The sequence below is a fragment of the Cohnella boryungensis genome (genome assembly GCF_042651945.1).
GTDB classification, from domain to species: domain Bacteria; phylum Bacillota; class Bacilli; order Paenibacillales; family Paenibacillaceae; genus Cohnella; species Cohnella boryungensis.
This window is the reverse complement of sequence record NZ_JBHSED010000029.1, coordinates 1-25,009: the sequence shown is the minus strand read 5'-3', so window position 1 is coordinate 25,009 and position 25,009 is coordinate 1. Positions and strand designations below refer to the sequence as shown.

Annotated in this window: 22 protein-coding genes and 1 pseudogene; 17 read left to right on the top strand and 6 right to left on the bottom strand. The window is 53.6% G+C overall.

The annotated features are described in order from the left end of the window. The first annotated feature begins 76 nt into the window (after positions 1-76). The 6 genes from ACFO1S_RS14170 to ACFO1S_RS14145 are packed head-to-tail and all read left to right on the top strand — an operon-like array spanning position 77 to position 6,183. Entirely contained in the window at positions 77-1,585 is a 1,509-nt protein-coding gene (locus ACFO1S_RS14170; RefSeq protein WP_204604777.1) for a glycosyltransferase family 4 protein, read from the top strand. Positions 1,586-1,589: 4 nt separating this feature from the next. Further along, complete coding sequence (gene wecB / locus ACFO1S_RS14165) at positions 1,590-2,681, top strand: non-hydrolyzing UDP-N-acetylglucosamine 2-epimerase (RefSeq protein WP_204604776.1); 1,092 nt, start codon at positions 1,590-1,592, stop codon at positions 2,679-2,681. Beyond that, entirely contained in the window at positions 2,674-3,657 is a 984-nt protein-coding gene (locus ACFO1S_RS14160) for an SDR family NAD(P)-dependent oxidoreductase (RefSeq protein ID WP_204604775.1), read from the top strand. Before wecB ends, ACFO1S_RS14160 begins: the two co-directional genes overlap by 8 nt. Then, positions 3,654-4,514 carry a dTDP-4-dehydrorhamnose reductase family protein gene (locus tag ACFO1S_RS14155; protein WP_204604774.1) on the top strand — a complete coding sequence of 287 codons (861 nt, stop codon included), beginning with the start codon at positions 3,654-3,656 and terminating at the stop codon, positions 4,512-4,514. Before ACFO1S_RS14160 ends, ACFO1S_RS14155 begins: the two co-directional genes overlap by 4 nt. Then, on the top strand, positions 4,511-5,452 hold the full coding sequence (locus tag ACFO1S_RS14150; RefSeq protein ID WP_204604773.1) for an NAD-dependent epimerase/dehydratase family protein: 942 nt from the start codon (positions 4,511-4,513) through the stop codon (positions 5,450-5,452). Before ACFO1S_RS14155 ends, ACFO1S_RS14150 begins: the two co-directional genes overlap by 4 nt. After that, complete coding sequence (locus ACFO1S_RS14145) at positions 5,374-6,183, top strand: glycosyltransferase family 2 protein (RefSeq protein WP_378126999.1); 810 nt, start codon at positions 5,374-5,376, stop codon at positions 6,181-6,183. Before ACFO1S_RS14150 ends, ACFO1S_RS14145 begins: the two co-directional genes overlap by 79 nt. Positions 6,184-6,224: 41 nt before the next feature. On the opposite strand, the gene ACFO1S_RS14140 is transcribed toward ACFO1S_RS14145, so the two are convergent. Then, complete coding sequence (locus ACFO1S_RS14140) at positions 6,225-7,883, bottom strand: PucR family transcriptional regulator (RefSeq protein ID WP_204604771.1); 1,659 nt, start codon at positions 7,881-7,883, stop codon at positions 6,225-6,227. A 185-nt stretch (positions 7,884-8,068) separates the two neighbouring features. Between ACFO1S_RS14140 and ald the strand changes: the two genes are divergently transcribed. The 9 genes from ald to ACFO1S_RS14095 all read left to right on the top strand — a co-directional run bounded on the left by ald (position 8,069) and on the right by ACFO1S_RS14095 (position 17,879). Further along, on the top strand, positions 8,069-9,190 hold the full coding sequence (ald, locus tag ACFO1S_RS14135; RefSeq protein WP_204604770.1) for an alanine dehydrogenase: 1,122 nt from the start codon (positions 8,069-8,071) through the stop codon (positions 9,188-9,190). Positions 9,191-9,445: 255 nt separating this feature from the next. Next, positions 9,446-10,483, top strand: a complete 1,038-nt coding sequence (locus ACFO1S_RS14130; RefSeq protein ID WP_204604769.1) for a serine hydrolase domain-containing protein — start codon at positions 9,446-9,448, stop codon at positions 10,481-10,483. A 17-nt stretch (positions 10,484-10,500) separates the two neighbouring features. Beyond that, the gene (locus ACFO1S_RS14125) at positions 10,501-11,820 is read left to right on the top strand and encodes an ABC transporter substrate-binding protein (RefSeq protein WP_204604768.1); all 1,320 of its coding nucleotides are present in this window, start codon (positions 10,501-10,503) and stop codon (positions 11,818-11,820) included. Between the two features lie 138 nt (positions 11,821-11,958). Continuing rightward, positions 11,959-12,882, top strand: a complete 924-nt coding sequence (locus ACFO1S_RS14120) for a carbohydrate ABC transporter permease (protein ID WP_204604767.1) — start codon at positions 11,959-11,961, stop codon at positions 12,880-12,882. Further along, positions 12,879-13,703: a carbohydrate ABC transporter permease gene (locus ACFO1S_RS14115; RefSeq protein WP_204604766.1), complete on the top strand. Its 825-nt coding sequence runs from the start codon at positions 12,879-12,881 to the stop codon at positions 13,701-13,703. Before ACFO1S_RS14120 ends, ACFO1S_RS14115 begins: the two co-directional genes overlap by 4 nt. 22 nt (positions 13,704-13,725) lie before the next feature. Then, entirely contained in the window at positions 13,726-14,643 is a 918-nt protein-coding gene (gene murQ, locus ACFO1S_RS14110) for an N-acetylmuramic acid 6-phosphate etherase (protein ID WP_378126990.1), read from the top strand. A 7-nt stretch (positions 14,644-14,650) separates the two neighbouring features. Beyond that, positions 14,651-15,565 carry a BadF/BadG/BcrA/BcrD ATPase family protein gene (locus tag ACFO1S_RS14105; RefSeq protein ID WP_378126988.1) on the top strand — a complete coding sequence of 305 codons (915 nt, stop codon included), beginning with the start codon at positions 14,651-14,653 and terminating at the stop codon, positions 15,563-15,565. A 190-nt stretch (positions 15,566-15,755) separates the two neighbouring features. Further along, a complete protein-coding gene (locus ACFO1S_RS14100; protein ID WP_204604764.1) occupies positions 15,756-16,595 on the top strand; it encodes a MurR/RpiR family transcriptional regulator in 840 nt (279 codons plus the stop codon). A 210-nt stretch (positions 16,596-16,805) separates the two neighbouring features. Then, the gene (locus ACFO1S_RS14095; RefSeq protein WP_204604763.1) at positions 16,806-17,879 is read left to right on the top strand and encodes a mandelate racemase/muconate lactonizing enzyme family protein; all 1,074 of its coding nucleotides are present in this window, start codon (positions 16,806-16,808) and stop codon (positions 17,877-17,879) included. Positions 17,880-17,940: 61 nt separating this feature from the next. Here the strand turns inward: ACFO1S_RS14095 and ACFO1S_RS14090 are convergent, their stop codons facing one another. Genes ACFO1S_RS14090 through ACFO1S_RS14080 form a run of 3 tightly spaced genes read right to left on the bottom strand, consistent with a single transcriptional unit; the run spans position 17,941 to position 21,161 of the window. Continuing rightward, a complete protein-coding gene (locus tag ACFO1S_RS14090) occupies positions 17,941-19,326 on the bottom strand; it encodes a glycosyltransferase family 2 protein (protein WP_204604762.1) in 1,386 nt (461 codons plus the stop codon). Beyond that, positions 19,320-20,414, bottom strand: coding sequence for a glycosyltransferase family 4 protein (locus tag ACFO1S_RS14085; protein WP_204604761.1), 1,095 nt, complete (start codon positions 20,412-20,414; stop codon positions 19,320-19,322). Before ACFO1S_RS14085 ends, ACFO1S_RS14090 begins: the two co-directional genes overlap by 7 nt. Positions 20,415-20,438: 24 nt before the next feature. Next, complete coding sequence (locus ACFO1S_RS14080) at positions 20,439-21,161, bottom strand: glycosyltransferase (RefSeq protein WP_204604760.1); 723 nt, start codon at positions 21,159-21,161, stop codon at positions 20,439-20,441. 141 nt (positions 21,162-21,302) lie between these two features. On the opposite strand from ACFO1S_RS14080, the gene ACFO1S_RS14075 reads away from it, so the two are divergent. After that, complete coding sequence (locus ACFO1S_RS14075; RefSeq protein ID WP_378126984.1) at positions 21,303-22,262, top strand: NAD-dependent epimerase/dehydratase family protein; 960 nt, start codon at positions 21,303-21,305, stop codon at positions 22,260-22,262. On the opposite strand, the gene ACFO1S_RS14070 is transcribed toward ACFO1S_RS14075, so the two are convergent. After that, positions 22,259-23,227 (bottom strand): ketoacyl-ACP synthase III, encoded by a 969-nt coding sequence (locus ACFO1S_RS14070; RefSeq protein ID WP_378126982.1) that lies wholly within the window; start codon positions 23,225-23,227, stop codon positions 22,259-22,261. The two genes, ACFO1S_RS14075 and ACFO1S_RS14070, sit on opposite strands and share 4 nt — an antisense overlap. 875 nt (positions 23,228-24,102) lie before the next feature. Between ACFO1S_RS14070 and ACFO1S_RS14065 the strand changes: the two genes are divergently transcribed. After that, positions 24,103-24,729: a YhcN/YlaJ family sporulation lipoprotein gene (locus tag ACFO1S_RS14065; protein WP_204604759.1), complete on the top strand. Its 627-nt coding sequence runs from the start codon at positions 24,103-24,105 to the stop codon at positions 24,727-24,729. 205 nt (positions 24,730-24,934) lie between these two features. Here the strand turns inward: ACFO1S_RS14065 and ACFO1S_RS14060 are convergent. Then, a pseudogene (locus tag ACFO1S_RS14060) lies at positions 24,935-25,009 on the bottom strand (helix-turn-helix domain-containing protein); the annotation flags it as partial.

Sequence of the window (25,009 nt, the reverse complement as noted above, 5' to 3'; positions counted from 1 at the left end):
TCCTTCCCATACATTGTACAACTCGGCTTAAGGAGGTGGCGGACATACCCGTGACCATTCATCGGTATGCGCGGTCGTGAACGGCGCAAAACCGAAGCTGGTGATCTTCTCGCATATTTGCAGCCAGTCCTTCGTGACGGGAGCGGAGAAGCTGCTCCTGCTGATCACCCGGGAGATGCTCCGTCGTTTCCAATGCGTTCTGGTCGTACCGCAGGGTGGAGAGATTGCGGATAAGGCGAGGGCGATGGGCATCAAGATCGTCATGCTGGATATCCCGTTGTGCGTTTCCTTGTATACTGCGGCTCCTACGATTCACGAGGAGCTCGCTGCGATGAAAAAGCACCCCTCCTGGAGCCGCATCCATATTTTGTTGGAGGAGGAGCGCCCGAGCTGCGTACTTGTCAATACAAGCGTCCATCCTTTGCCGGCGTTAGCTTCGAAAGCGTTGGGGTTTCCCACGGTCTGGATGCTGATGGAGACGATTATGGACCGTCTGGATCGCAAGACGGCCGTGGAGCTGATCTCCGCAAACAGCGATATCGTTGCGGGGATTTCCCACACCACGCTTAAGCCCGTTCACGAGCATGCGCCGCAGTCGAAAACATTCATGCTTCCCCCCTATATGAATCGCGATGAATTGCTCCCCAACAGCTGGCCATACCATCGGATGAGATTGCGTCAGCTGTACGGCTGGGGAGAGCATCATCGCGTGGCCGGCTTCCTGGCGGCAACCATCTACAGAAGCAAAGGTCTGGAGCAATTTATAGATGCGATGCTGCCTATTGCGGCATCCGATCGCAGGATGAGGTTTCTCGTTCTTGGGAAGTCCGCGGACGACGCTTATTATCGGCACTGCCAAAGGCTCGCTGCCGAATCCGGCTATTCTGATCGCTTTATCTTTCTTCCGTTCGCCGAGCAGATTCAGCATGTCTTCCCCGTGATGGATGTCGTTGTCGTGCCGAGCCTGGTCGCGGAAGGCTTCGGAATGACTGCTCTGGAGGGACTCGTATTCGGCAAAGGCGTCGTGGCCTTCTCCTCCGGAGGGCTGACCGAGATTCTCCAAGCGACGGGCAATCGGGAGTATTTGGTACCGCCCGGAGATGTCGCAGGCTTAACCGAACGGGTGAATGCGCTGCTTAGCAACGACGAGCTGCGGCTAGCGGTGGGAGAGCGCAATATGGCGGCGGCTCAGCAGGCTTTCGGCGTCGATGCGTTCCGGCAACGGCTCGATGCCTTGATCGAACAGCTCCCGCCGTCGATGGTCCGGAAGCGTAATTCCTTGTGGCGAGGCAGCGGGCCGACCGTCTATCTGGTGGAGCATGGCGTGAAGCGGCCTTTCGGCTCGGAGCAGGCCTTTCTGCAAAGGGGGTATGCCTTCGAGGACGTCTCCGCGGTGCCTGATGAGGAGCTGCAGAAGCTGCCGTCCGGACCTACGCTGCTGGGGCTTGGCGGGACTTCGGCGCGAGGCGGGGGCAAGCTTCGCCGCAGACGCGCAACAAAGGCAAAGAGGCGCAGGTCGGTCAGGCGCCGCGGCCGTTCGGCAGGCCGGAAGGCTACGGGCAGAAAAGCACAACGAAGAAGGTGAAACGATGCGCATCGTAACGATACTGGGAACCCGGCCCGAGATTATCCGTCTCAGCGTATTGATCGGCAAGCTGGATCGTCTTGCCGAGCGGCATGTGCTGGTGCATACGGGGCAAAATTTTACGTCCAGCTTAAGCGGCGTTTTTTTCACGGAAATGGGACTGCGCGAGCCTGATCTGCTCCTGAACGAACGTAAAGAGACGGTCGGAGGACAATTGGCAGCTATGTTCGGCGCAGTGGAGCAGGTGCTTAGGCAGGAGAAGCCCGACCGAGTGCTTGTGCTCGGCGACACGAATAGCGCATTGTGCGCGCTCGTCGCCGAACGCATGGGGATTCCTGTCGTTCATATGGAGGCGGGCAATCGCTGCTTCGATCTTAACGTGCCCGAGGAGAAGAACCGCCGGATCATCGACGCCGTATCTACCTATAATCTGCCTTACACGGAGAACAGCAAGCAAAACCTGCTGCGTGAAGGCTTTCCTGTCCAGCGAACATTCCGATCCGGAAATCCGATCTACGAGGTGCTTCTCCATTACGAAGAGAGAATTCAGAGCAGCTCGATTCTCGCACGCCACGGCCTCACACGCGGGCAGTATTTGCTGGCGACGATTCATCGCGCGGAGAATGTCGATGCCCCCGATGCGCTGAAGGGAATTATGCAGGGATTGAGCCGCACGGCGGAGGAGCATGGTCTTCCTCTCGTATGCAGTCTGCATCCCCGTACGGAATCGAGACTGTCGGCAGCAGTTCGCGCATCCCTGCATCCGCTTGTATCGTTCCATGAGCCCTTCGGATTTTTCGATTTTGTTCATTTGGAGAAAAACGCCCTGCTGGCGCTTACGGACAGCGGGACTGTTCAAGAAGAATGCTGCATCTTCGGGGTGCCGACTGTCACGGTTCGGCAGACCACGGAAAGACCCGAGACGGTAGATTGCGGCAGCAATATCGTCGCGGGCGTTCAACCGGAAGCGATTCAGAGAGCGGCGAGGGTGATGCTGTCCTTGGGAGGAGCCTGGAAGTGCCCTGAAGGATACCTGGAGGACAACGTGTCGGATAAAGTGGCGAAATTTGTGGTTGGAGGGAAAAAGGATGTTTAATGATCGGCGTATTCTGGTGACCGGAGGGACCGGTTCCTGGGGGTACGAATTAATTAAGCAACTGCTGCCGATGAATCCGGCCGAGGTCATCGTATATTCCCGCAGCGAATCCAGTCAGGTGGCCATGAGCCGGGCGTTCGAGGACCCTCGGCTGACTTTCCGGATCGGCGACGTTCGGGATCGCGAGGCGTTGTCCAAAGCTTGCATCGGCGTCGATATTCTCTTCCATCTTGCCGCACTTAAGCATGTGCCGGTGTGCGAGGATCAGCCCTATGAAGCTTTGAAAACGAACGTGATCGGCACGCAGAACGTGATTGAAGCGGCCATCGAAAATAAGGTAGGCCGCGTGATCAATATTTCCACCGACAAGGCTGCGAATCCGTCCAATTTCTACGGGATGACGAAGGCGATCGGGGAGAAGCTGATCGTCTACGCGAACCTGCTGCACACCGATACGAAGTTCGTATGCGTCAGAGGCGGCAACGTGCTAGGGACGAATGGGAGCGTCGTGCATCTGTTCCTGAATCAGATCAAGCACAAGGATCAGATCGGCTTGACCGACCGCGAAATGACGCGTTTCTTCATGACGCTGGAGGATGCCATCCGGCTGCTGTTCAAGGCGACGGCGCAAAGCATTGGCGGAGAAATATTCGTGATGACGATGCCAACCTGCCGAATTGTCGACCTGGCCGATGTCCTGATGGATGCACTCGGCAAACGCGTAGAGATGATCGAGACGGGAGTTCGTCCGGGGGAGAAGATTCATGAGATTCTGCTGACGGAATACGAAAGCTTGAGCACAATCGTGTTCGACGATCAGTATCTCGTTATTTTGCCCACGCTTGACATTCCCGGCCTGCGCAGCCATTACGAAGGGTATAGTCCTGTCGACTTCGAAAGCTTTTCTTCCAGTCAATGTCTAATGGATAAGACGCAAATTCGGGAAATGCTGGAGCGGGGAGGGTTCCTAACGTGAAAATCCTGCTGCTTGGCGGATACGGCATGGCGGGTCATATGGTCGCGGCGCATTTGAAGTCCAGCTCGGCCGACGAGCTGGTCGTTACGGTCAGGCCGCAGGCGGAGCCGAGATCGAACTTGAAGGCGCTTGAGGGCCTTCAGGTTCGGAAGCTCGACGTGCGGGCCTTCGATGCGGTAGACGAGCTTGTCGCGGAAATCTCGCCGGATATTATCGTGAATGCCGTGGGCATTCTGAATCATCATGCGGAGGATCATCCGCTGGAGGCTTACAGGGTCAACGGATTCCTTCCGCACTGGCTTCGTCATCTGGGAGACCGGATCGGGGCCAGGCTTATCCACATCAGCTCGGATTGCGTATTCTCGGGCCGCCGCGGCGGTTATTCCGAGCGAGACGAGCCGGATGGGACGACGGTATATGCCAGAAGCAAGGCGCTGGGAGAAATAAATCAGCCTGGGCATGCGACCATTCGGACATCGATTATCGGGCCGGACGAAAAGGCGTCGGGCATCGGCCTGATGCAGTGGTTTTTGTCGCGGCAGGGGAAGGTAAGCGGATATCGCAACGTGCTGTGGAACGGGGTGACGACGCTTGAGCTGGCCAAAGCGGTTGAATGGCTGATCCAGCATCCGAAGGTGGGCGGCCTGCTCCATTTGACATCGCCGGAAAAACTGTCCAAGCACGAGCTGCTGCTTCTGATGCAGGAGTGCTTCGACAAGAGAGATGTCCGAATTATCCCGGACGATGAGCCTGTCATCGATCGTACGCTGGCAGCGACCCGCAGCGATTTTGCCTATGAGCCTCCGACTTATGTCGAGATGTTGAGCGAGCTTCGGCGGCAGATGACGTTGTCGTGACTCCGGGCCGAATACTTATTACCGGCGCTGCGGGGTTCACGGGCTTGCACGCCTGCCGTACATTCGCGAATTCGGGCTGGGAGGTCATTGCCATCCTGTCTCCTCGCTCCCTAATCAGCGAAAATCTGACGGCTGTCCATGCTGAGGGGTGCGATCTAACGGACGGGACTGCGGTGAACAAGCTGCTGGGCAGCATCCGGCCGGAAGCCGTACTGCATCTGGCCGGCCGCAATGCCGTGGATGTCTCGTGGAAAGAGCCGACGGCGACGCTTGCAGCGAATCTGATGTCGACTGCGAATTTGTTGGAAGGCGTGCGTGCGATTGATTCATGCCGCATGCTAGTGGTCGGTTCCATGCTCCGTTCCGATCCGTCGCGTCTTGCCGAAGCCCTTCATCCTTACGGCTTCAGCAAGACGCTGCAGGCTGCGGCTGCGCAGGCGTGGCATCACTGGTACAGCCTGCCGGTGATGATCGCCGAGCCCTCCAATCTGGTCGGTCCCGGCAACAGCGGAGGCCTATGCGGCAAGATTGTCCGCTGGGTGGCGGCATCCGAAGAGCTTGGGGAGGATCAACCGCCTTTTCGTCTTTCTTCGCTGGATGAATCCAGGGATTTTCTGGATGTAAGGGATGCCGCGGCTGCGTACGAGGCGATTCTGAACAAGGGCCTGCCTGGCGTAAGCTATGCGATCGAGTCCGGTATTCGCCGTACGCTTGGAGAAGTCAAGGCGGTCTTCGATGAAGCGGCGGCCGTCCGGTTGAGATGGATAGTAGGCGACGACCAGCCATCTCCATCCCCTCTTTCCAGAGACGCTTCTCGTATTCGCGAGCTGGGGTGGAGTCCGTCGGTGACCTTCCCTGAATCGATTCGTCATGCGTTGGCAGAGGAGCGGCGGCGAAGGAGAATGGAAGGGGGAGAACCGTCATTCAGGATTCCCTAGACCCGGTTGTATCGATCGTCATTCCGTTCTATAACGACCCTTATTTGCATGAGGCTGTGGCAAGCGCGCTGGCGCAAACCTATCGGCCTCTTGAAATTATCGTCGTGAATGACGGTTCGCAGAGAGAGACGGATGTCCTGTATCGACTTGAGGGGGCCGGTCGCGTCAAGGTGATTAATCAGCCCAATCGGGGCACGGCGAGCGCCCTCAATGCTGGCTTCCGACAAGCGGCTGGACAATATATCGCTTGGCTTAGCTCGGACGATCGGTTTCTCCCGGATAAAGTCGCCGGCCAAGTCCGCTTCATGCAGGAGAATGGATACGCGATCGCGCATACCGCTTTTCTGCGCATGGACGGCAAGGGGATCGCTGAGGGACAGCCGGTTCGGCTGCCGGATAGCTCAATGGTCCAGTTTTATCGTTCAATGCGGCTAAGCAATACCGTGAACGGCTGTACGGTGATGATGACGGCCTCTCTATTCGCCCGAATGGGCGGCTTCAACGAGAAGCTGCCTTATACCCATGACTATGAGCTGTGGCTTAGGACGATCTTGGCGGGCTTTCCGCTGGGTTACATGAGAGAGCCTTTGACGGAGTATCGCATTCATGCCGCGATGGGCTCCCTCAGGTTCAAGGAAGCGATAGGGAAGGAGCTAGCCGAGCTGCGGAGATGTTACGTGCCCAAGCTGGAGCGACTGTTGACGGCGCTTGAAGCAACGGAACAAGCCTAACAAGCCTATTCGTGAATCATTCCGCTTATGACGGCGGTATTTTATTGCCCGAGCATTCGATGCCCCATAAGCGCCAGCTCAAGGCCGATTCGTCTATGTTGGCTGCCGTAATCGGCTCCGAGCAGTTCCTCAAGCTTCTCCAGCCGGGCATATAACGTCTGGCGATGGACGAATAATTTGGCGGCGGTATCTTGCTTGGAGCCAAAGCATTTCAGATAGACGTCCAGCGTCTCTACCAGTTGTGTTCCATGCAGCAGATCGTAGGCGACGAGCGCTCCCAACTGATCGTCTATGAATTCGCTCAGAATGGATTGCCTTGGCACGGCTTTCAGAAGGCGATAGGCTCCCAGTTCATCATAGAATAGCGCGTCGGAGAGAGCGGGAATGATTCGCTTCACCTCGATGACCTGATAGCTTTCGTGGAAGCTTCGCCAGCTTTCCGTCATCCTCGTTCTGATTTTGCCGAATCCGGCATGCAGCATGACGTAGGGCAATTGCCGAGCCGCAAAGCGGGTCAGTTCGTCGGCAATACTCCGGATCGTCTTGAGCAAGGAGGCTGCAGATTCTTCGACAATCGCTTCCTTGGCGGCAAGCAGGCTGATTTGATTACCCTTGATCATGACGAGATTGGCAAGGGCGTGCCTCTTAAGCAAGGAACGCAGCAGCACGAGCACATCCTGCCTGGCCGCCTCCATTCCTTCGGGTCCCGATTCCTCCCGCTTGTCCTCAAATTCAATGCTTCCGCTGGCGAACAGATAGTGTCCTTTCGCCAGCAAGCGGAGCCCCATGCTAGTCTGTGCCTGTTCTTCGTTCTCCAAGCGATTGTCGAGCAATTGCTGGATCAGTTCGTTCTGGTTGCGAAGCCGCTTCTCCTCCAAAAATTGCGTCCTCAAGACGAGAGTTGCGATTGCTTTGGCCGTATGATCCAACAGCGGCGACAAAAATTCGGCTCGGGCGTCGCGCGGCAGAACGATGCCGACAGCGGAAAACACTTGCCCGAAGCATACGACCGGATGAACGAGAAGGGAAGCGCTCTCATCCATATCATACATATATTTCTCATCGCGATTGTCCATGAACAGTGCTTCTATCTCTCTGTGGTAATATTCGGAAATTCGAGAGGCTGCGGCTCCCGTGAGCGAGGGAAAAAAACGATTGGACGCGATGGACGAGATATAGAAAACCTGTCGCGATGTCTCTTCATGCAGAAGGCGAAGTACAGCGGCAACATCCGTGCTCTGCTGCGTATGCTGCTGCAACCGACGCGAGAAGAGCTCCGTAGTCTTCAGCATCTGATGATGCCGGTTAATAAGCAAGGCGTGAATATCCTGGGTAATCTCGACAAATCGAACAGGCTTCTCGAACACGATAAGCGGAAAGTCGTGTTCCTCTGCCATCGCGACGAGCTCCTCCGGTACGCGGTCGATGGAAGTCCCGAGCTCGACGCACAGGCCAGCCGCCTCGCTCCGAATGAGCTGCTGCAGGTAATCGGTTCGTTCCTGCTCCGGACGATGAATCCATATTCCCGTAGAGAGAATCAGGTCTCCAGAGCTCACGTAAGGAGAAATATTCGTAATTTCAAGTACGTGAACCCATCCGACCTTGCGGTGAACGCCGCGGCTCCCTCCTGCCAGAGCGGCGGTTCCGAAGATAGGCCGCTGCAGCAAGTCTCCGATTGTAAACTCCAGCTCTGTCTTCAAGCAAACACTCCCCATGTTAAGTATGTGAACAAGGATAACGCAAGGAAGCAGCCGTTGTCATTGCTTTTTTCAACAATATGTATATTTTTTTGGAAAATACATCGACAGGATGTCTCGTGTCAAGCGAAATGATCGTCTGTACAATGTCACTAAATCGAACATCAATTATAACCGAGGTGACCAGGATGAACATTGGAATTCCCAAAGAAATTAAGAGCAACGAGAATCGAGTCGCATTGACGCCTGCAGGCGTCAAGGAGCTGACCAGGCGCGGACATCGCGTGATGGTCGAGGCGGGAGCGGGGGAAGGAAGCGGGTTTACCGAAACGGAATATGCCGAAGCAGGAGCAGTGCTGATCGATACAGCGTCTGAAGTGTGGGCGAAGGCCGATATGATCATGAAAGTGAAGGAGCCTCTGGCTTCCGAATACGAATTTTTCCGCCCGGGCTTACTGTTGTTTGCTTATCTTCATCTGGCGGCCGAGCCGGCACTGGTCGAAGCGCTCGTACGATCCAAGGTGACGGCGATCGCTTACGAGACGATTAACGTGGCCGGCACCCTTCCCCTGCTGTCCCCAATGAGTGAGATCGCAGGACGGATGGCATCGCAGATCGGCGCACAACTACTGGAAAAGAAAAGCGGAGGTATGGGCATTCTACTCTCCGGCGTACCCGGGGTTCGGCGGGGGAAGGTCGTCGTGATCGGTGGCGGTATCGTTGGTACGAACGCGGCTAAAATCGCGGTAGGCTTAGGGGCGGAGGTGACGATTCTCGACCTGAACGCCGCAAGGCTTCGGGAGCTGGACGATCTGTTCGGTCATCGGGTGCAGACGCTCGTCTCCAATCCGTCCAACCTGGCTGCCGCAGTGTCGGAAGCGGACCTGCTCATCTGCGCCGTGCTTATTCCAGGGGCGAAGGCGCCGAGGCTTGTTAGCGAGGCGATGGTCAAATCCATGAAGAAAAATGCGGTCATCATTGACGTTGCCATCGACCAAGGAGGTATCGTAGAGACGATCGACCGAATTACGACCCATGAGCATCCGACGTATGTCAAACACGACGTTATTCACTATGCGGTCGCCAACATGCCCGGCGCGGTGCCACAGACGTCAACGATAGCCTTGACGAACGCGACGGTTCCTTTCGCTCTGCAGCTTGCGGATCTCGGGGCGGCCCAGGCGATCCGAAGCAATCCGGCGCTTAGAAGCGGAGCGAACGTGATCGCTGGCCGCGTGACCTACGAAGCAGTCGCTCTGGATTTGGGCTACGATTACGTACCCGCAGTTGAACAGCTCGCCGCGATCTGAATCTTGGAGAAACAGCCTCCGGTCCATCGTTTCATCGATGCGGCATGGGGGCTGTTTTTTGTTTTGTGTCATATTATCTAACCTTTTACGTTAGAAAATGAAATAAAATTCCATTTTTATATTGATGAACTTGAAATTATAGTTTACAATGAGGCTGTAAGTTGCTTAACCGGTTAGCAACTTACGGTCTATCCATCGAAATAACACGAGCATTTTCACGATTTCTAGAGAAAACAAGGAATGATGTGAACTGTAATGGACATGTTTGAGAGATTGATCAGCGTCTGGATTAAGAACAAGCAAATTCCGGGGGCCGTTGTCGATGTTCGAATGGGTGACAGGAGGCATATCCGATTTTCCGGGGGGCATTTATTTTCCGACGAAGCTTCACAGCCGATGACAATGTCGACCGTATTCGATGCTGCTTCCCTGACGAAAGTCGTCGTTACCTTACCGTCGATCGTCCAACTCGCACAATCGGGCAAGCTTCTCTTATCCGATCCGATCCAGAAATATGTGCCAAAGTTCAGACATGATCGTGTAACGATTCGCCATTGCCTGCAGCATACATCCGGATTGCCAGCCGACGTCCCGGGTTATCGAAATCGATATGCAACGGGGGACTTACTTCGAGAGATCGTCGAGCAACCGTTGGAGTTCGAGCCGGGAAGAAGAGTTCTCTATAGCGATCCAGGAATGATATTGCTGGGATTGATCGTATCTCTTGTTGCGGATCAGCCCTTGCAGGATTACGCTAGGGAACATATTTTCACGCCGATGGGAATGCATAACTCTTCCTTTAACCCGCCGGAGAGCTGGAAGGATCGAATCGCGCCGACCGAGTGGTGCGAAACGGGCTACTTGCACGGAGTAGTGCATGATGAGAAGGCTCATAGACTTGGTGGGGCTTCAGGAAGTGCGGGGTTGTTTACGTCGGCGGCAGACTTGTCGCGCTATGCTCTGGGGTGGCTGTATCCGGAGCGATACCCGCTGCTGTCGCCCGAATGGGTGAAGAAGTGCTTTGAAGCGCCAATCGAGCAACGAGGATGGGGGTGGCAGGTGTGGCAGGGCCAGGAAGAAATTCTTTCTTGCGGCAAGAACTGGTCCATCGGGAGCTTCGGTCATACGGGCTTCACGGGATGCAGCCTGTGGATCGACCCTGTTCGCGAACTTACGGTCGTGTTTATGACGAACGCGGTTCATCTAGGTAGAGACAATGCGATAAGACAGCTCAGACCTCAGCTTCACGACGCAGTGCTTTCCGCCATTTCCGAACAAAGATCAAATGAATAAGGGAGGCTATTTTTAGTATGAAACGTTTATTCAATCAGACAGTTATTCTTTTGATCGTCATGTCCGTTGTACTTGCGGGTTGCGGAAGCTCCGGAAACAATAAAGAAAATTCGGCAAGCCCGTCGGCGGCTTCTTCGGCTCCGGCTTCGGAAACCGCAAGCAACGGCTCCGGCGAGAAGGTCAAGCTAACGATGGGAAGCTGGAGAACGGACGACAAGGACGTCTATAAGAAGATCATTCAAGAGTTCAATAAGCAATATCCGAACATTGAAATTTCCTTCGAGCCGACAAAAAGCACGGAATACAACACGGTTCTGAGCACTGCGCTTCAGACAGGCGGCGGCCCGGATATTATCCATCTTCGTCCTTATGCGGGCGGCGTCACGCTCGGAGATTCGGGTTACGTCGAACCGATTAACGGCTTGAACGGTCTTGATGCGTTCCCTGAGGACGTCTTGGCGGCTGTCACGGGGAAAGAGGGCAATATTTACGGAGTACCGATGGCGCTCAATACGGTTGCGATTATGTATAACAAGGATATTTTCGCGACCTATAATTTGTCCGAGCCTAAAACCTGGGATGAACTGATTAACATTGCCGAGACTCTCAAAAGCAACAAGGTAACTCCATTCGCATTCGGGGCGAAGGATGGCTGGATTATCTCGATCACTCAAGGCGCCATGGGGCCTTCCGCATACGGCGGCAGCGCATTCGCAAGTCAATTGGTTAGCGGAGAGAAGAAGTTCACGGATACCGCGTACGTCAGCTCTCTGCAAATGATGAAAGATTTATCCCCGTACTATGCCGATAAATTCACAGGCGTCAGCTATGAAGATATGAGAACGTTGTTCGTTACCGGACAGGCCGGAATGTACGTGATGGGAGACTTCGATGTAGGTGTCATCCAGTCCATGAATCCTGAACTGAGCTTCGACGTGTTCCCTGTACCGTCGCAGACAGAAGCCGGAAAATTGACTGTTTCGACTTATGTTGACGGCTCGTATGCAGTAAACAGCAATTCGGCACATAAAGAGGAAGCGAAGAAGTTCTTGGAATTCGCCGCATCCAAGGCCTTCGGCAATCTGTTCTCCAATGAAATGAAACGGGTTAGCCCGATTGCTGGCGTTGAAGTTGCTGATCCGATTATTGCCAAGTTCGCAAACTATGCCAATACGATATCGACCCCTTATTTGCTGGTAACGAATTTCGCTAAAGGCACGCCAACGACTAAAGTGACGATGGAAAACGAGATGCAGGCGCTCTTCTTCGAAAAGCAAACAGCAGAGCAAGTTGCCGAAAGCATGCAAAAGGCTACAGACACCTGGTTTGGTAAATAAGCAAAGCGATTCATTTCTTCGCTAGAAAACCCGAAAGCGGAGGCGCCCGTGTGAGTAGACCAGCATTCGCTGGATATGGCGCACCGCTTTCGGGTATTCGAGTTTGAAGCAATCTATGCAGAAAGGTGCCAACCGTCTATGGCCGACAAGTCCAAGGGTTTCAAACAAACAAGATGGTCCATTCACCTGTTTCCGATTCCAGCGCTTTTTATTTATTTGTTTTTTATTATCTACCCGATCGGAGCGGCGTTTTCCTACAGCTTGTACGACTGGCAAGGAATCAAGCGTTTGGATTGGGTCGGGTTTTCGAACTTCAAGCGACTGTTGACCGTTGAACCGTTTAATACGATGTTTCTGAATGCGCTTGAACACAACGTGATTTACTTTGTTGTCCAGATGATTGTACAGAACGGGATTGCTTTTTTGCTTGCCTATCTCATCTATCAGCGGATTAAGGGCTCGGGATTTTTGAAAGTCGCTTACTTTCTGCCGAGACTGCTCTCAGTCATTGTTGTAGGGTTTCTATGGAAGCTGATCTTGAATCCGACATATGGGACGTTAAACGTCCTTCTTGAGAAATTAGGGCTGGAATCGTGGGCCATGACTTGGCTTGGCGATCCGAAAACGGCTCTGATCTCCATTATATTGGTTAATTGCTGGTTTGGAATCGGGCTATCCTTGCTGATCTTGCTAGCGGGTATGCAATCGATCCCCGGAGAAATCATCGAAGCATCCCGCTTGGATGGACTAAAGGGATTTAGGATGATTACGTCTATGGTATTGCCGTTAATCATGCAACCGATTCTTATGATTACGGTGCTAACTTTTATACAATCGTTCGAAGCCTTTGAACTTGTGTACGCGATGCAGGGATCGTCGGGCGAACCTTATTATTCGACGGATACGATGGCGGTATTCTTTTATCGTACGGCTTTCGGGGGCTCCGCGGACAGCTCTGCCGCAATCGGACTCGGCTCTGCGCTTGCAGTCGTCATGTTCACCATTATCGCAGTCATATCGGCTGGCTTCATGGCTCTAACGAGGAAGGTGAACCAATTATGAGAACGAGTGTTGCAGCCCGAGTAACTCAGCATACCATCGCTTATCTGTTTGCCGTTGTAAGCCTGTATCCCGTATTTCTGATGGTCATATCTTCATTGAAGTCAACCATAGAGATTTTTACGCACCCGCTCTCTCTTCCTAGTAAGGTATCCTTTTCCGCTTACAAGAAACTCTTGGGGGAAATGCCCTTCGGCACCTATTTCTTGAACAGCGTTCTGACCTCGACGGTCAGCATGATCTTGATTCTCGTCTGCTGTACGCTTGCTTCCTATTATATTGCCAGAACGCGCTATAAGTGGAACGGGGCGTTGCTATTTCTTTTCTTGATCGGCTTGATGATTCCAATCAAATTGGGAATCGTACCTTTGTTTCTGCTGATGAAGGATCTGGGCCTGTCGAATACGCCATGGTCTCTTATTATGATTTATACGGCTATCGGAATTCCGCTCGGAATTATGATATTGTCGGCATTTTTCCGGACATTGCCCAAGGAGCTGGAGGAGGCCGGGAGAATCGACGGCTGCTCGGATGTGCAGATCCTGCGGATGATTATTATACCGCTAATGCGCCCTGCGCTTGGAACGGTAATGATTATTAACTTCGTAACGGCTTGGAACGACTTCTTCTTTCCGCTTATTTTTATTCAGGACACGGTGATGAAGACGATTCCAATTGGGCTGATGTCGTTGTTCGGAGAATACGCATCCGATTGGAGTACGTTATTTGCCGGGCTTACTCTTGCATCGCTTCCAATGATCTTATTGTTTATCTTCGCCTCCAAGCAATTTATGGATGGCATGACGGCAGGTGCCGTCAAGTAAAAGCAAGTGGGAGGAAATCTTAGTGGATACATTGCAGCATCTTGTGACGGAACAGCGTAACTTACGTTCGCTTGATCTAAGCGAATTAAGTATAGAAGAAATAGTTTTCATTATGAATGAGGAAGACCAGACCGTAGCGTCTTCGGTAAGCAAGGTTCTTCCGGTCATCGGACAGGCGATCGCGGCTATTGTCGCCAGGATGAAGCAGGGAGGCAGGCTCATCTATACGGGGGCCGGGACAAGCGGAAGAATCGGCGTACTCGATGCCTCTGAATGCCCGCCAACCTTCGGGGTCGACTATGAGACGGTAATCGCGGTGATGGCCGGCGGAGACGACGCATTTATCAAAGCGGCCGAAGGAGCGGAGGATGATGAGGCGCAGGCGGTCCTCGATCTGAAGAGCAAGGGCCTTGCTCCTTCTGATGTGGTCGTCGGGTTAACGGCTAGCGGACGAACGCCTTATGTCAAGGGGGCGCTGCAATATGCCAGACAGATCGGGGCAGAGGCGATATCGATCTCTTGCAACCTGGATTCAATCGTTAGCGAATTTGCCGATCATGCCATTGAAGTAGAAGTCGGACCTGAGATTCTGACCGGCTCAACTAGACTTAAGGCTGCATCAGCGCAAAAAATGATCCTGAACATGATATCAACGATTTCCATGATCAAATTAGGCAAAGTGTATCAGAACTTAATGATGGATCTGCATGTCAGCAATATGAAGCTTAAGGAAAGGGCGATCCGCATTGTGAAGACGGCAACGGGAGCGAGCTACGAGGAAGCTGAGCAAGCATTAACTGAAGCGGATAACCATGTGAAAACCGCGGTTGTGATGATTAATGCGAGCGTTAGCCTCGAAGCGGCGCGCCATGCGCTTGACGAGACGGAGGGCTTCGTAACAAGAGCGATCGAGTCGGCCCGTTCGGCTCTGGGCAAGTAGGCCCCGCATGGATTATGTTATCGGTGTAGACGGCGGAGGCACCAAAAGCTTGTTGCATATGTCTGATTTGTCGGGCAATCGCCTGTTGGAATTCAAGGGCGGGCCGTTGAATCTCTATTCGACGGGAGCGGCGGAGGTTGAACGTGTGCTGACTGAGCTCCTATCGGAAGCTATGACTCTTTCCGGGAGCCGTATCTCGGATTGCAAGGCGATTTGTCTGGGCAACGCAGGTTTGGATCGCCCAAGCGAGCAGGAACTGTTCCAGGGAATTCTCGCAAGAATAGGCGTTGTCGGTTCTGTTATTTTGACAAATGATGCGGAGACGGCTCTCGTGGGAGGCTGCGGAAAGCTTGAGGGTGTTGTCGTCATATCGGGCACGGGCTCACTTGCCTTTGGGCGAGATCAGATAGGCAATCGTGCCCGTTCCGGGGGCTGGGGACATCGAATCAGCGACGAAGGAAGCGGGTACGACATTGGCGTCCGCGCCATTGCAGCCGCATTTCGCAGCTACGATGGCCGAGAGCCGCATTCACAATTAATGAATCTTATTCTGCAAGAGGTGGGCATGGAACAAATCGAGCAGATGCTTCCCTTCGTGTATCAGAAGGCGGAGAAACCGCCGATCGCCGCGCTGGCCAAAGTGGTGAATGCAGCCCATCTGGCGGGGGATCGCAAAGCGGGAGAGATTCTTGAGCATGCGGCCGATGAGCTCTGTTTAATGGCGGATTCGGTAATCCGCAAGCTGCGCTTTGAGAATAAGCCCGTGTCTCTCGTATGCAGCGGAAGCGTATTTTCACACATTGACTATGTATTCCATCGTTTTGTCCGAGGGATCGCCAAGGCTCATCCCCAAGCCGAAGTGCTGAAGCCGTTGAACAACGCCGCTTACGGGGCTGCGAAAATGGCTTTGATTTCCATTTAGGATATTAAGAGAATAAGCAAGATCGGCTACGAACAAGAACCCTTCATTAAAATGGGGTTCTTGTATGCTTATGAGGATACAAGCTTGGGTAATGCGCCGAATGGGCTGACATGTCCAATTTGATTGTTGGGGTAAGCCATCAATTACTGTTATAATTGGGTAACGAAAATGCTTGCGAGGGAGGAAGAAAATGGAGGGCGGGCTAATACGGCTTCGGGCAATTCTTAACGTTCTGACTCCTTCGGAGAGAAAAATTGCCCAATATATCGTGGATCATCCGGAACAGATTGTACAGGCTTCGGTAGCCCAATTGTCGGAATGGAGCGGAGGGAGCTCGGCGGCCATCATTCGCTTATGCAAATCTCTCGGCGTATCGGGCTTTCAGGAGCTTAAGCTGAAGGTCGCGGGCGATCTGATCGGGCAGAACAAATTAGAATACAATGAAATTCAGCCTTACGATTCGATGCAGAGTATCATCAACAGCGTATCGGCGAATCACATTCAGTCGATCGAGGATACGATGAAGATTCTTGATCCGGAATTGATCGAAAAGGCGGTCGAGGCGATTCTGCGAGCCAACCGGGTATTTTTCTATGGGATGGGTGCTTCAAACTTAATCGCAACGGATGCGCAATACAAGTTTCTTCGGATAAATAAAACATGCTTTTCTTTTGGCGATCCGCATATCCAACTCTCCTCCGCGACGACATTGAAGGAGGACGACACGGTTATCGGAATCTCCTATTCGGGCGAAACGGAGCATGTGGTCTCCTGTCTTAAGCTAGCTCAGGCTCGGGGGGCGACGACCATTAGCATAACGAAGCTGGGGAACAATTCGCTATGCGAATATTCGCATATCCCGCTTATGACCAGTTCGACGGAGAATGAGATCCGTAGCGGAGCGACCTCTTCGAGAATTACCCAGCTTAATGTGATCGATATTTTGTACCTCGGCGTTGTCAGTCGGAATTATGATGCGTCTATTACCTACTTAGAGAAAAGCCGTAGAGCCGTACATGGGAAAGAATAGTCGTTAATTAAGTTAAAATCGCTTGTAGCAAGCATGCCAGCCAACGGAGAGAGGCAGCTTTGGATTCGCCGGATAGAATCGAGAGTCTGCTTGCCGTCCTATGGCTGTTTTGCGCGGCATATCATGATTTTTAATTTCATTAATTTAAATTATTATTGAAATTTTTAATCGTAATTCTTAAAACTTGCTGGAACAAGGAGAGAGCACCAAATGATCATTCGGGATATCGCTATGCAGCGAATCGTCGTCCCGCTTCGGAAACCTTTCAAGACAGCACTGCGTACGTTGGAGAGCGCTACGTCGCTAATAATAAGCATTACGGACGAAGACGGCAGAATAGGCTACGGCGAAGCGCCTCCGACATTGGCGATTACCGGAGAACAGCTTGAAGGCATTGAGGCGTTTATTCATTCGATTAAGCCTAGGTTAATCGGACTGGAGACTCAAAATACGGAACGAGTATTCGAGCTTCTTCACAAGGGAACGGTACGCAATAGCAGTGCGAAGGCCGCGCTGGATATGGCCATATACGATCTATCTGCTCAACAAGCGGGATTGCCTCTCTACAAGTATCTTGGCGGTTACCGCAGCGTGTTCAAGACGGACTGTACGGTTAGCGTCAACTCGCCCGAGGAGATGGGCGAAGATGCAGCCGCATATGTTCGCGAGGGTTTTGACGTTCTCAAGCTCAAGGTCGGCGTAGGGGATGTTGAGCTCGACATTGCGCGAGTGAAGGAAATTCGCAAGCGGATTGGCAACGAGATCAAGTTAAGGCTAGATGCCAATCAGGGCTGGAGCGTAAAAGAGTCCATTCGGGCGATCCGGGCGATGGAAGATGCCGGATTGAACATTGAGCTGGTAGAGCAACCGGTACCGGCATTCGATGTAACGGGTCTGGAGCAGGTGACTCGCGCGGTAGATACGCCGATCATGGCCGACGAGAGCGTGTTCAGCCCTCAGGACGCGATGAAGCTGCTCAGTTGTCGTGCGGCCGACCTCATTAATATTAAGCTCATGAAAGCAGGCGGCATTCATCATGCGCTGACCCTTAATCGAATGGCGGAAGCCTGTGGGGTGGAGTGCATGATAGGTAGTATGATTGAGACCCGCGTCGGCATTACCGCAGCGGCTCATTTCGCCGGTGCTATGAAAAATGTAACGAGATTTGATCTGGATTCGCCTTTATTAATGTCATCTGATCCCATCCGGGGCGGAATTCGGTATGAGGGAGCAACCCTCTTCCTTTCCGATTCCCCGGGTCTCGGGATTGAAGGACTCGTATAGTATATCAACAACGCAAAATGGCGGTCCAGGAATTCTCCTGTCCGCCATTTTGCGTTGTCATTTAGTGGATCGGGAAGCCGATCGGCGTACGATTGAACAATTCAGCGGGAAGAAATACGGCGTTGTTATTGCTCCAGCCGTAACGGGTCAGCGTCTCTTCCCAGACAAGCGGTCTCAATCGCTGTCCTTCGCTGAAATAGATTCCTCCGTTAGGACCCCGGAACAGCCGATAATCGTACAGCTCATACTCCTCCCACACGTTTCCTCGCAGCGGCCAGCCCTCGGGCAGACTCCAAAGCTGCTCGAAGCTGGCGGGGATCGCTTCTTCGGGGCGCAATCCGAGTGCGACCATGGACGGTTCATCGCGAATCGGATAACGAATGCCGAAGCTGATGCTGTGCATGCCGCCAGCCGGATCGCGAGCGATGAAGACGTCGGGATAGCCATGCGGAAAGCTGACGCCATCAAGAGGGAGGCCGTCAGGCAAGCTATGAAGCAAGGCAGAACCGCAGCGTCCGACCCTATCGTAAGAGAGATTCAAGCGGCAGAACGCATCATAGGAATGGATCGCGCGCTTCCGGCCTCGCTCCACGCGGTAGACGCAGCCGTTCATGTCCATTCCGTACCAGCCGCTAGGCACCTCGGGGGCCAGAGGGGCATGATGAGGGTGCGGCGCAGCGTAACGGTCGGGCAGGAAAGCGGGATCGAAATTCAGGATAAGCCTCTCGGGATTAAACCCCCATTTGCGTATGAACAGGCGGCGATTCACGGCAGCCACCCCGTACATATCGATCTCGTTGGCGCTGAAGCTGCGGTTCCCTTCGTGGTAGACGAAGCAATCCCCCGCCAGACGAAGGAACAATCCCGACTTCAATGCCCGATAACCGATGTCGATATCCTCGTAGCCGCCGATAGCGAACGCCTCGTTGAACCCGTTCAGCGCCTGCCAGGTGCTTTTGCGAAGCAGCATGCAGAAGCCGCTTAAGGCACAGAGATCCTGCCACAGAGCCGGATTATGCCGATTATAGCTTTGCGCGAACAGGTGGTACCTTCCCTCATTGCCGACATCGACATCGATTTTCTGTAGAGGAAGAACGAAATTGGATTTCGGACCGACAATGCCGATTCGAGCATCGGCATGGAGGCACTGAAGAAGTACGGAAAGCCAACGGTGAGAGACGATCGTATCGTTGTTGAGCAGCAAGATAAAGTCTCCGTTCGCCTCGGTCGCGCCCTGGTTGCAAGCGGCGGCGAACCCCAGGTTCCTTCCGTTCGCGATCAATTTGACGTCGGGCTGCGCGGACAACCATTCAACCGTTCCATCCGTGGAGCCGTTATCGACAAAAATGAGCTCATACGGACTGTCGGTGAAGGTTCGAATGCTATGGAGGCAGCGCAAGGTTTGGTCCCTATTGTTCAAGGTGAGAACGATGATGCTCGTCAGCATGAGCTTACACCGATTGCCGAGAGCATGTCGGAGAAACGCGAGGCGTATTTTGCCATAGAGAACTCCTTCCGCACATGTTTTTTGCCTTCCGCCACAAGACATTTCCTAAGCTTTTGGTTCGTTAGCAAGCGCACGATCTGATCGCTGGCGGTCTTAAGGTCCCCGTGCATGTAATATAGGCCCGTTTTTCCGTCGATAATGGCCGAAGCCACTCCATCGGAATTCGAAGTGACGACAGGACATCCGCTGCTAAGCGCCTCCAGGGCGACATAAGGGGCGCCTTCCGCTTTGGAGGTCATGCAGACCGCGCCGCCCGAAGAAGAGATAAGATGGTAATAGTAAGGCATAAGCGAGTTTGCTACGTTATGGTGATGAATAAGGTAAGGCTTCAGGCCAAGCCCTATAGTCCATTGGTGCAGCAACTCTTTCTCTCCGGGCGCGGCAAGGCTCGGATCGCTGAACATCCACAATCGGACATTCATTCCCCGTCGAATCACCTCGTTCCCGATTAGAAGAAAGTCCTTCCAGTTCTTGTTGTCCTCCAGCCGTCCTAGCCAGGCCAACGGCGCGTAGCTTAAGGGGGGATGGGGAGGATAAGCGAATCTTCCTCTATCATAAAGCTTCGGATCGAACGGATTGGCGAAAGAGAATTGCGGTTTGTCGGGATAGATTTCTTGCAGCAGCTCTCCGATGTAGGGAGTGGATGGATATAGAATAGCGTTGGCGTGAGCGGAGATATAAGGGCGGGCATCCGTCAGATTAAGGCGCGCGTGCTCCGGAGGTCCGAAGCCTTGAATTTCATAGACAAGCGGCCGAGTATACCCAAGCTCGCGAAAAAGGGCGAGCTGGATGAAAAAAGAAGTCAGCACAATGCAATCGAAGGAGTAGTAGTCCAGAATATGCCGAATGGCAGACGGCTCCGAGGCATAGAATACGGGAATTTCCGGCGGATGGTCCGATGATCCGCTTCCGGATTGAAAATAGAGAAAATGGCTGTAGATGCCCTTATGGAGCAACGCCCGGTATCTTAATCGGTTTAAGGTATCTACGCCTCCGCTCGGTACGATAAAAACAAATAAAACCTTCATTGGCCTCCCCCCGATGTCACGGGATTATAAGAGGTTAAGCAAGGCGCGCATTTGCGGCGCGTACTGGTCCCGGACAAGATTGAATTCATAGTCAACGGCGGCCTTCTTCTGTACCGAGCCCATTCCCTCATGCCACCGATACAGCGTCAACACTTCATTCATATAGTAGAAATCGATACGGGCAAGATGGACGCGAAGCCAATATTCATAATCTTGCGTACAGGCGAGCGCCTCATTGAAATAACCGATTTTCTCGGTCAAGGAGCGATGCATCATTACGGTTGAGCCGTTAATCGGGCAGAACGTGAACAAGGCTTCGATCAGCTTGCGGAGACTGGGGAATTTTACCGCCAGGGCTCGCATCGTAATGCGGTTGTCGGCGTCGATGAGATGAAAATCGGTACAACTGATCAAAGCCTGCCGTTCTTCCATATAAGCGACCTGACGGGCAATCTTATGGGGATACATCAAGTCGTCCGAGCTCAGCCAAACCCGATACTTGCCGCTGGCGGCCCGCAGACCGTAGTTCATTGCGCTGCCGGTTCCGCCGTTCGCTTTACCGAAGTAATGTATACGGGACCGGAAAGGGGCCAGCTTGTTCTGGTGAAACGTGGAGCCGTCGTCGACGACGATGGTCTCGATGTTCGGATACGTCTGGTTCAGAACGCTTGCGACGGATTGATCGATATATGGACAATTGTAAAAAGGAATAATGACGCTCACTAGAGGATAAGACTCGTTTGCCATATAAGCCTCCTGACCGATTAGCCATGTGGGATGTACTATCGTATGTGGACAGGGTGATTGCCGTCACGACGATTGAACCTGCTCTTTCGGCCTATTTTGCATCGTCTGTCCAAGCGAGGTTTGGAGCAGCTTCATATAGTGGTGAAAAAGGGTAAAGGACTGAAGCGATCTATGCGCGTCGTCGTGACGGGAGGAGCGGGATTCATTGGAAGCCGTCTGGTCGGTGCGTTGCTGGACCGGGGCGAAGAGGTCCTTGTTATCGATGATCTTAGTACGGGGAAGGTCGATAAGGTACCGTACGGGGCCAAATTGTATGCCTTTCCGGCAGAAGCGGAGGAGACGGCCGAGCTCATCGCTTCCTTTCGGCCTGAGGTCGTGTTTCATCTCGCAGCGCAGGTCGGGATGGGAAGCTCGATGCGGAAGCCTGTAGAGGATGGAAGAAGCAATGTGCTTGGGACGCTGAGGGTGCTGGAAGGGTGCAGAGAGTCTGCCAGCAAGCTGGTGTTCTCCTCCACCTCCGGCGTATACGGGGGGACGAGCGGATCCCGTCTTCTGCGGGAAACGAGCGTCAAGAGGCCGAGCTCTCCTTACGGGCTGTCGAAATGGGCCGCGGAGCAATACATTCAGCATGCCGCGCGATGGTGGGGGATTCGCTTCACGATTCTGAGATATGCGAACGTCTACGGGCCGGGGCAAACGGCAAAAGGAGAAGGAGGCGTAGTGGCATGCTTCTTGGAGCGGCAGGCACGAGGCATGCCGTTGATCATCCATGGGGACGGTGAGCAGGGACGGGATTTCGTTCATGTGGATGACGTGGTTAGGGCCAATCTTGCGGCAATCGATTCTGGCGAAGGAGAAATCTGCAATATCGGGACAGCCGCAGCCACGTCGATTAACGAGCTGGCGAGCTTATTCGAGCGGCTAGGGAGAGTTTCTCCCGGGCGCATCTATGAGTCCGGACGACCGGGAGATGCGCGTCTTAGCAGGCTTTGTCCCCGTAAAGCCGAAGCGGTGTTGGGGTGGAGGCCTGCCAAGACGCTGGAAGAAGGCATAGCGGAATTGCTGAGCGTATCAACCCGAACGCATCGCTTGCAGCTTTAGATCGTCCAGCGCAGCAGCAGTCCGGACTGGGTGAGGCCGGAGCCGAAGCCGTACAGCGCGACGAGCTGGCCCGGCTCAAGCCGTCCCTCCCGGTAGGCGGCATCCAGGGCGAGCGGGATCGAGGCCGCAGAGGTGTTGCCGTTGCGGACTACGCTTTGGAGAGCTTTGTCTAGCGGAAGGCCAAGTCTTTCGCAGATCGCTTCGATCATGCGAAGGTTGGCGCTATGCGGGACGAACCAGTCCAAATCTCCGATCGTAAAGCCCGCTTGCCTCAACAGCTCCTGCACGCCGTCGGGCACGGTAGTCAGCGCCCATTTGTATACTTCTCTGCCGTTTTGGACGATTTTAGCGCCCGGATAACAATAGACCTGCATCCCGCCCGCTCCGTCCGTGGAGGCACAAGACGCAAGCAGCGAGCCTTCATCTGCGGAGCGGGCTTCCAGCAGCACGGCTCCCGCTCCGTCTCCGAACAGGATGCATGTCGAGCGATCAGTATAGTCGGTAATCCGGGTCAACGTTTCCGCGCCGATAACGAGCACCTGGCGATAGGCGCCGCTGAGGAGGAGACCGTTGGCCATCTGTAGCCCGGTGACGAACCCCGCGCATGCAGCGCTAATATCTACCGCAAGGCAATTTTGCGCTCCGATCGCTTGCTGAACCTGAGAGGCGACGGAGGGAAACGGCATGTCGGGTGTCGTAGTGGCGACGATAATTCCGTCTATTCGCGACGCATCGACGGAAGGAAAACGGCTCAGCAGATTTTTGACGGCTGCTATGGCTAGATGGCTCGTCGCTTGATCGTCGGTGACCTGATGTCGAACCTCGATTCCTGTGCGTCGTACAATCCATTCGTCGTTCGTATCCACCCATTGCTCCAAATCGGAGTTGGTGATCGTTTTTTCAGGTACATAGCTGCCAAGAGCCGTAATCCGGGCATTGGAATGAAAAGGCATCGCATGGGGCATCTTATTTTTCCTCCGTTCCGTTATCGTGATTGGTATTAAGTATTAGTACCAGGTATCAATACATAGAGCGTACTTATTAATTGCTGATTTGTCAAGGCGCGGGGAAATGACCTAGAAATGAAGAAGGCTGTTGCGGTGGAGAAGATCATGAGTGGACATAGGCCGAATGCGGAAGGAGCAGCCGCACTCGGCCCGAGCGAGTATGTGTTGGGAAAACATTAATTCCTCAGAGTCAGAGTTTGCACGTAGCAGGCGAGGAGAGGAATAGTGCTGCAAAGTCGAACTAACGGCCAGCACGGAGCAGGTGAGGAGAAGAGTAGTGCTGCAAAGTGGAACTAACGGCCAGCAATGAGCAGGCGAGGAGAAGAGTAGTGCTGCAAAGTCGAACTAACGACCAGCAATGAGCAGGTGAGGAGAAGAGTAGTGCTGCAAAGTGGAACTAACGGCCAGCAATGAGCAGGCGAGGAGAAAAGTAGTGCTGCAAAGTGGAACTAACGGCCAGCAATGAGCAGGCGAGGAGAAAAGTAGTGCTGCAAAGTCGAACTAACGGCCAGCACGGAGCAGGTGAGGAGAAGAGTAGTGCTGCAAAGTGGAACTAACGACCAGCACGGGCAGGTATCCAGCATCCCACAAGCAAGGGCAATTCCCATGGCATTCTGTATTCTCAACATAATCGCTATGTCGATGCGCTCTGATGAGTCGCCTCGGCACCACTTGAACATGACATTTTCTTTGACGAGTTAAGGTGACATTTTCTCAGACGTTGATAGGCACGGGGAAATGACCGTCGATCGAATATTTGGCCGTCCGCAGGCGCAACCTATGCACAGGCGAATTATCGTCAAGCATACGACTTTCAAGGAGGCCAAATACTCGTGCGCAAAAGCATCGTCGTTTCCGCCGTGTTATTATCATCCGCAATCGCTCTGTCGGGATGCATGAGCAAGACGGGGGATGTGGGCAACAAAAACATTCGCAACAATTCCGTTCGCGAGAACGCCATGCGCGGCTATGCGGCTGACGAATACGGTCTGCGCAGCGGCTCGACAACAAGGCGCTTCGCCAGAGACGAGGACAACGAGCAAAATCGCATTTACGGCAAACAAAAAATAAACAACAACGTAATCGGCATGCACGGAAATTCCAGAATCGAGACCAGCGACCGCGTGGCCAACAAAATCGCGGCAATCCCCGGCATCGATTCCGCCTACGTGATGATGACCGATCACAACGCTTATGTGGCCGTAAAGGAGAAAGACAAGGCCAACAGCGGACAAGCGGCCATGACGGACGGGATGAAGGACAAAATCGCGCAGCAGGTCCGCGCGTTATCGCCCTCCGTGGAGAACGTCTACGTGTCGGCGAATCCCGATTTCACGGGTCGCATGGAAGGCTACATGAGAGATGTCCGCGCCGGGCATCCGATTCAAGGCTTCCTGAACGAATTCAACGCGCTTGTGGAGCGGATCTTCCCAGCCCCTTCCGGTACGCGCGCGCGTTAATTTTTCAGGCATGAAGGAAAGGGGCGGAGCTGAGCTTCGCGCCTTTTCTTATTGGGCTATCCTCATACCTCCTCGAATCGCCCTTCTTTCCGCAACAGGCAACTCCTGTCCGACTATCAAAAAAGCCTTCTCTCCGTTCCCAAGGAAACGGAAAAGAAGGTCCGCGCCGATCGATCAGCGGGCTGAGAAAGGTGCACCTGCTGCTTTAAATCTTTAGCTCCCCGAGCTTAATAAGCTCGACAACCGCTTGCGAACGACCTTTGACATTCAGCTTTTGCAT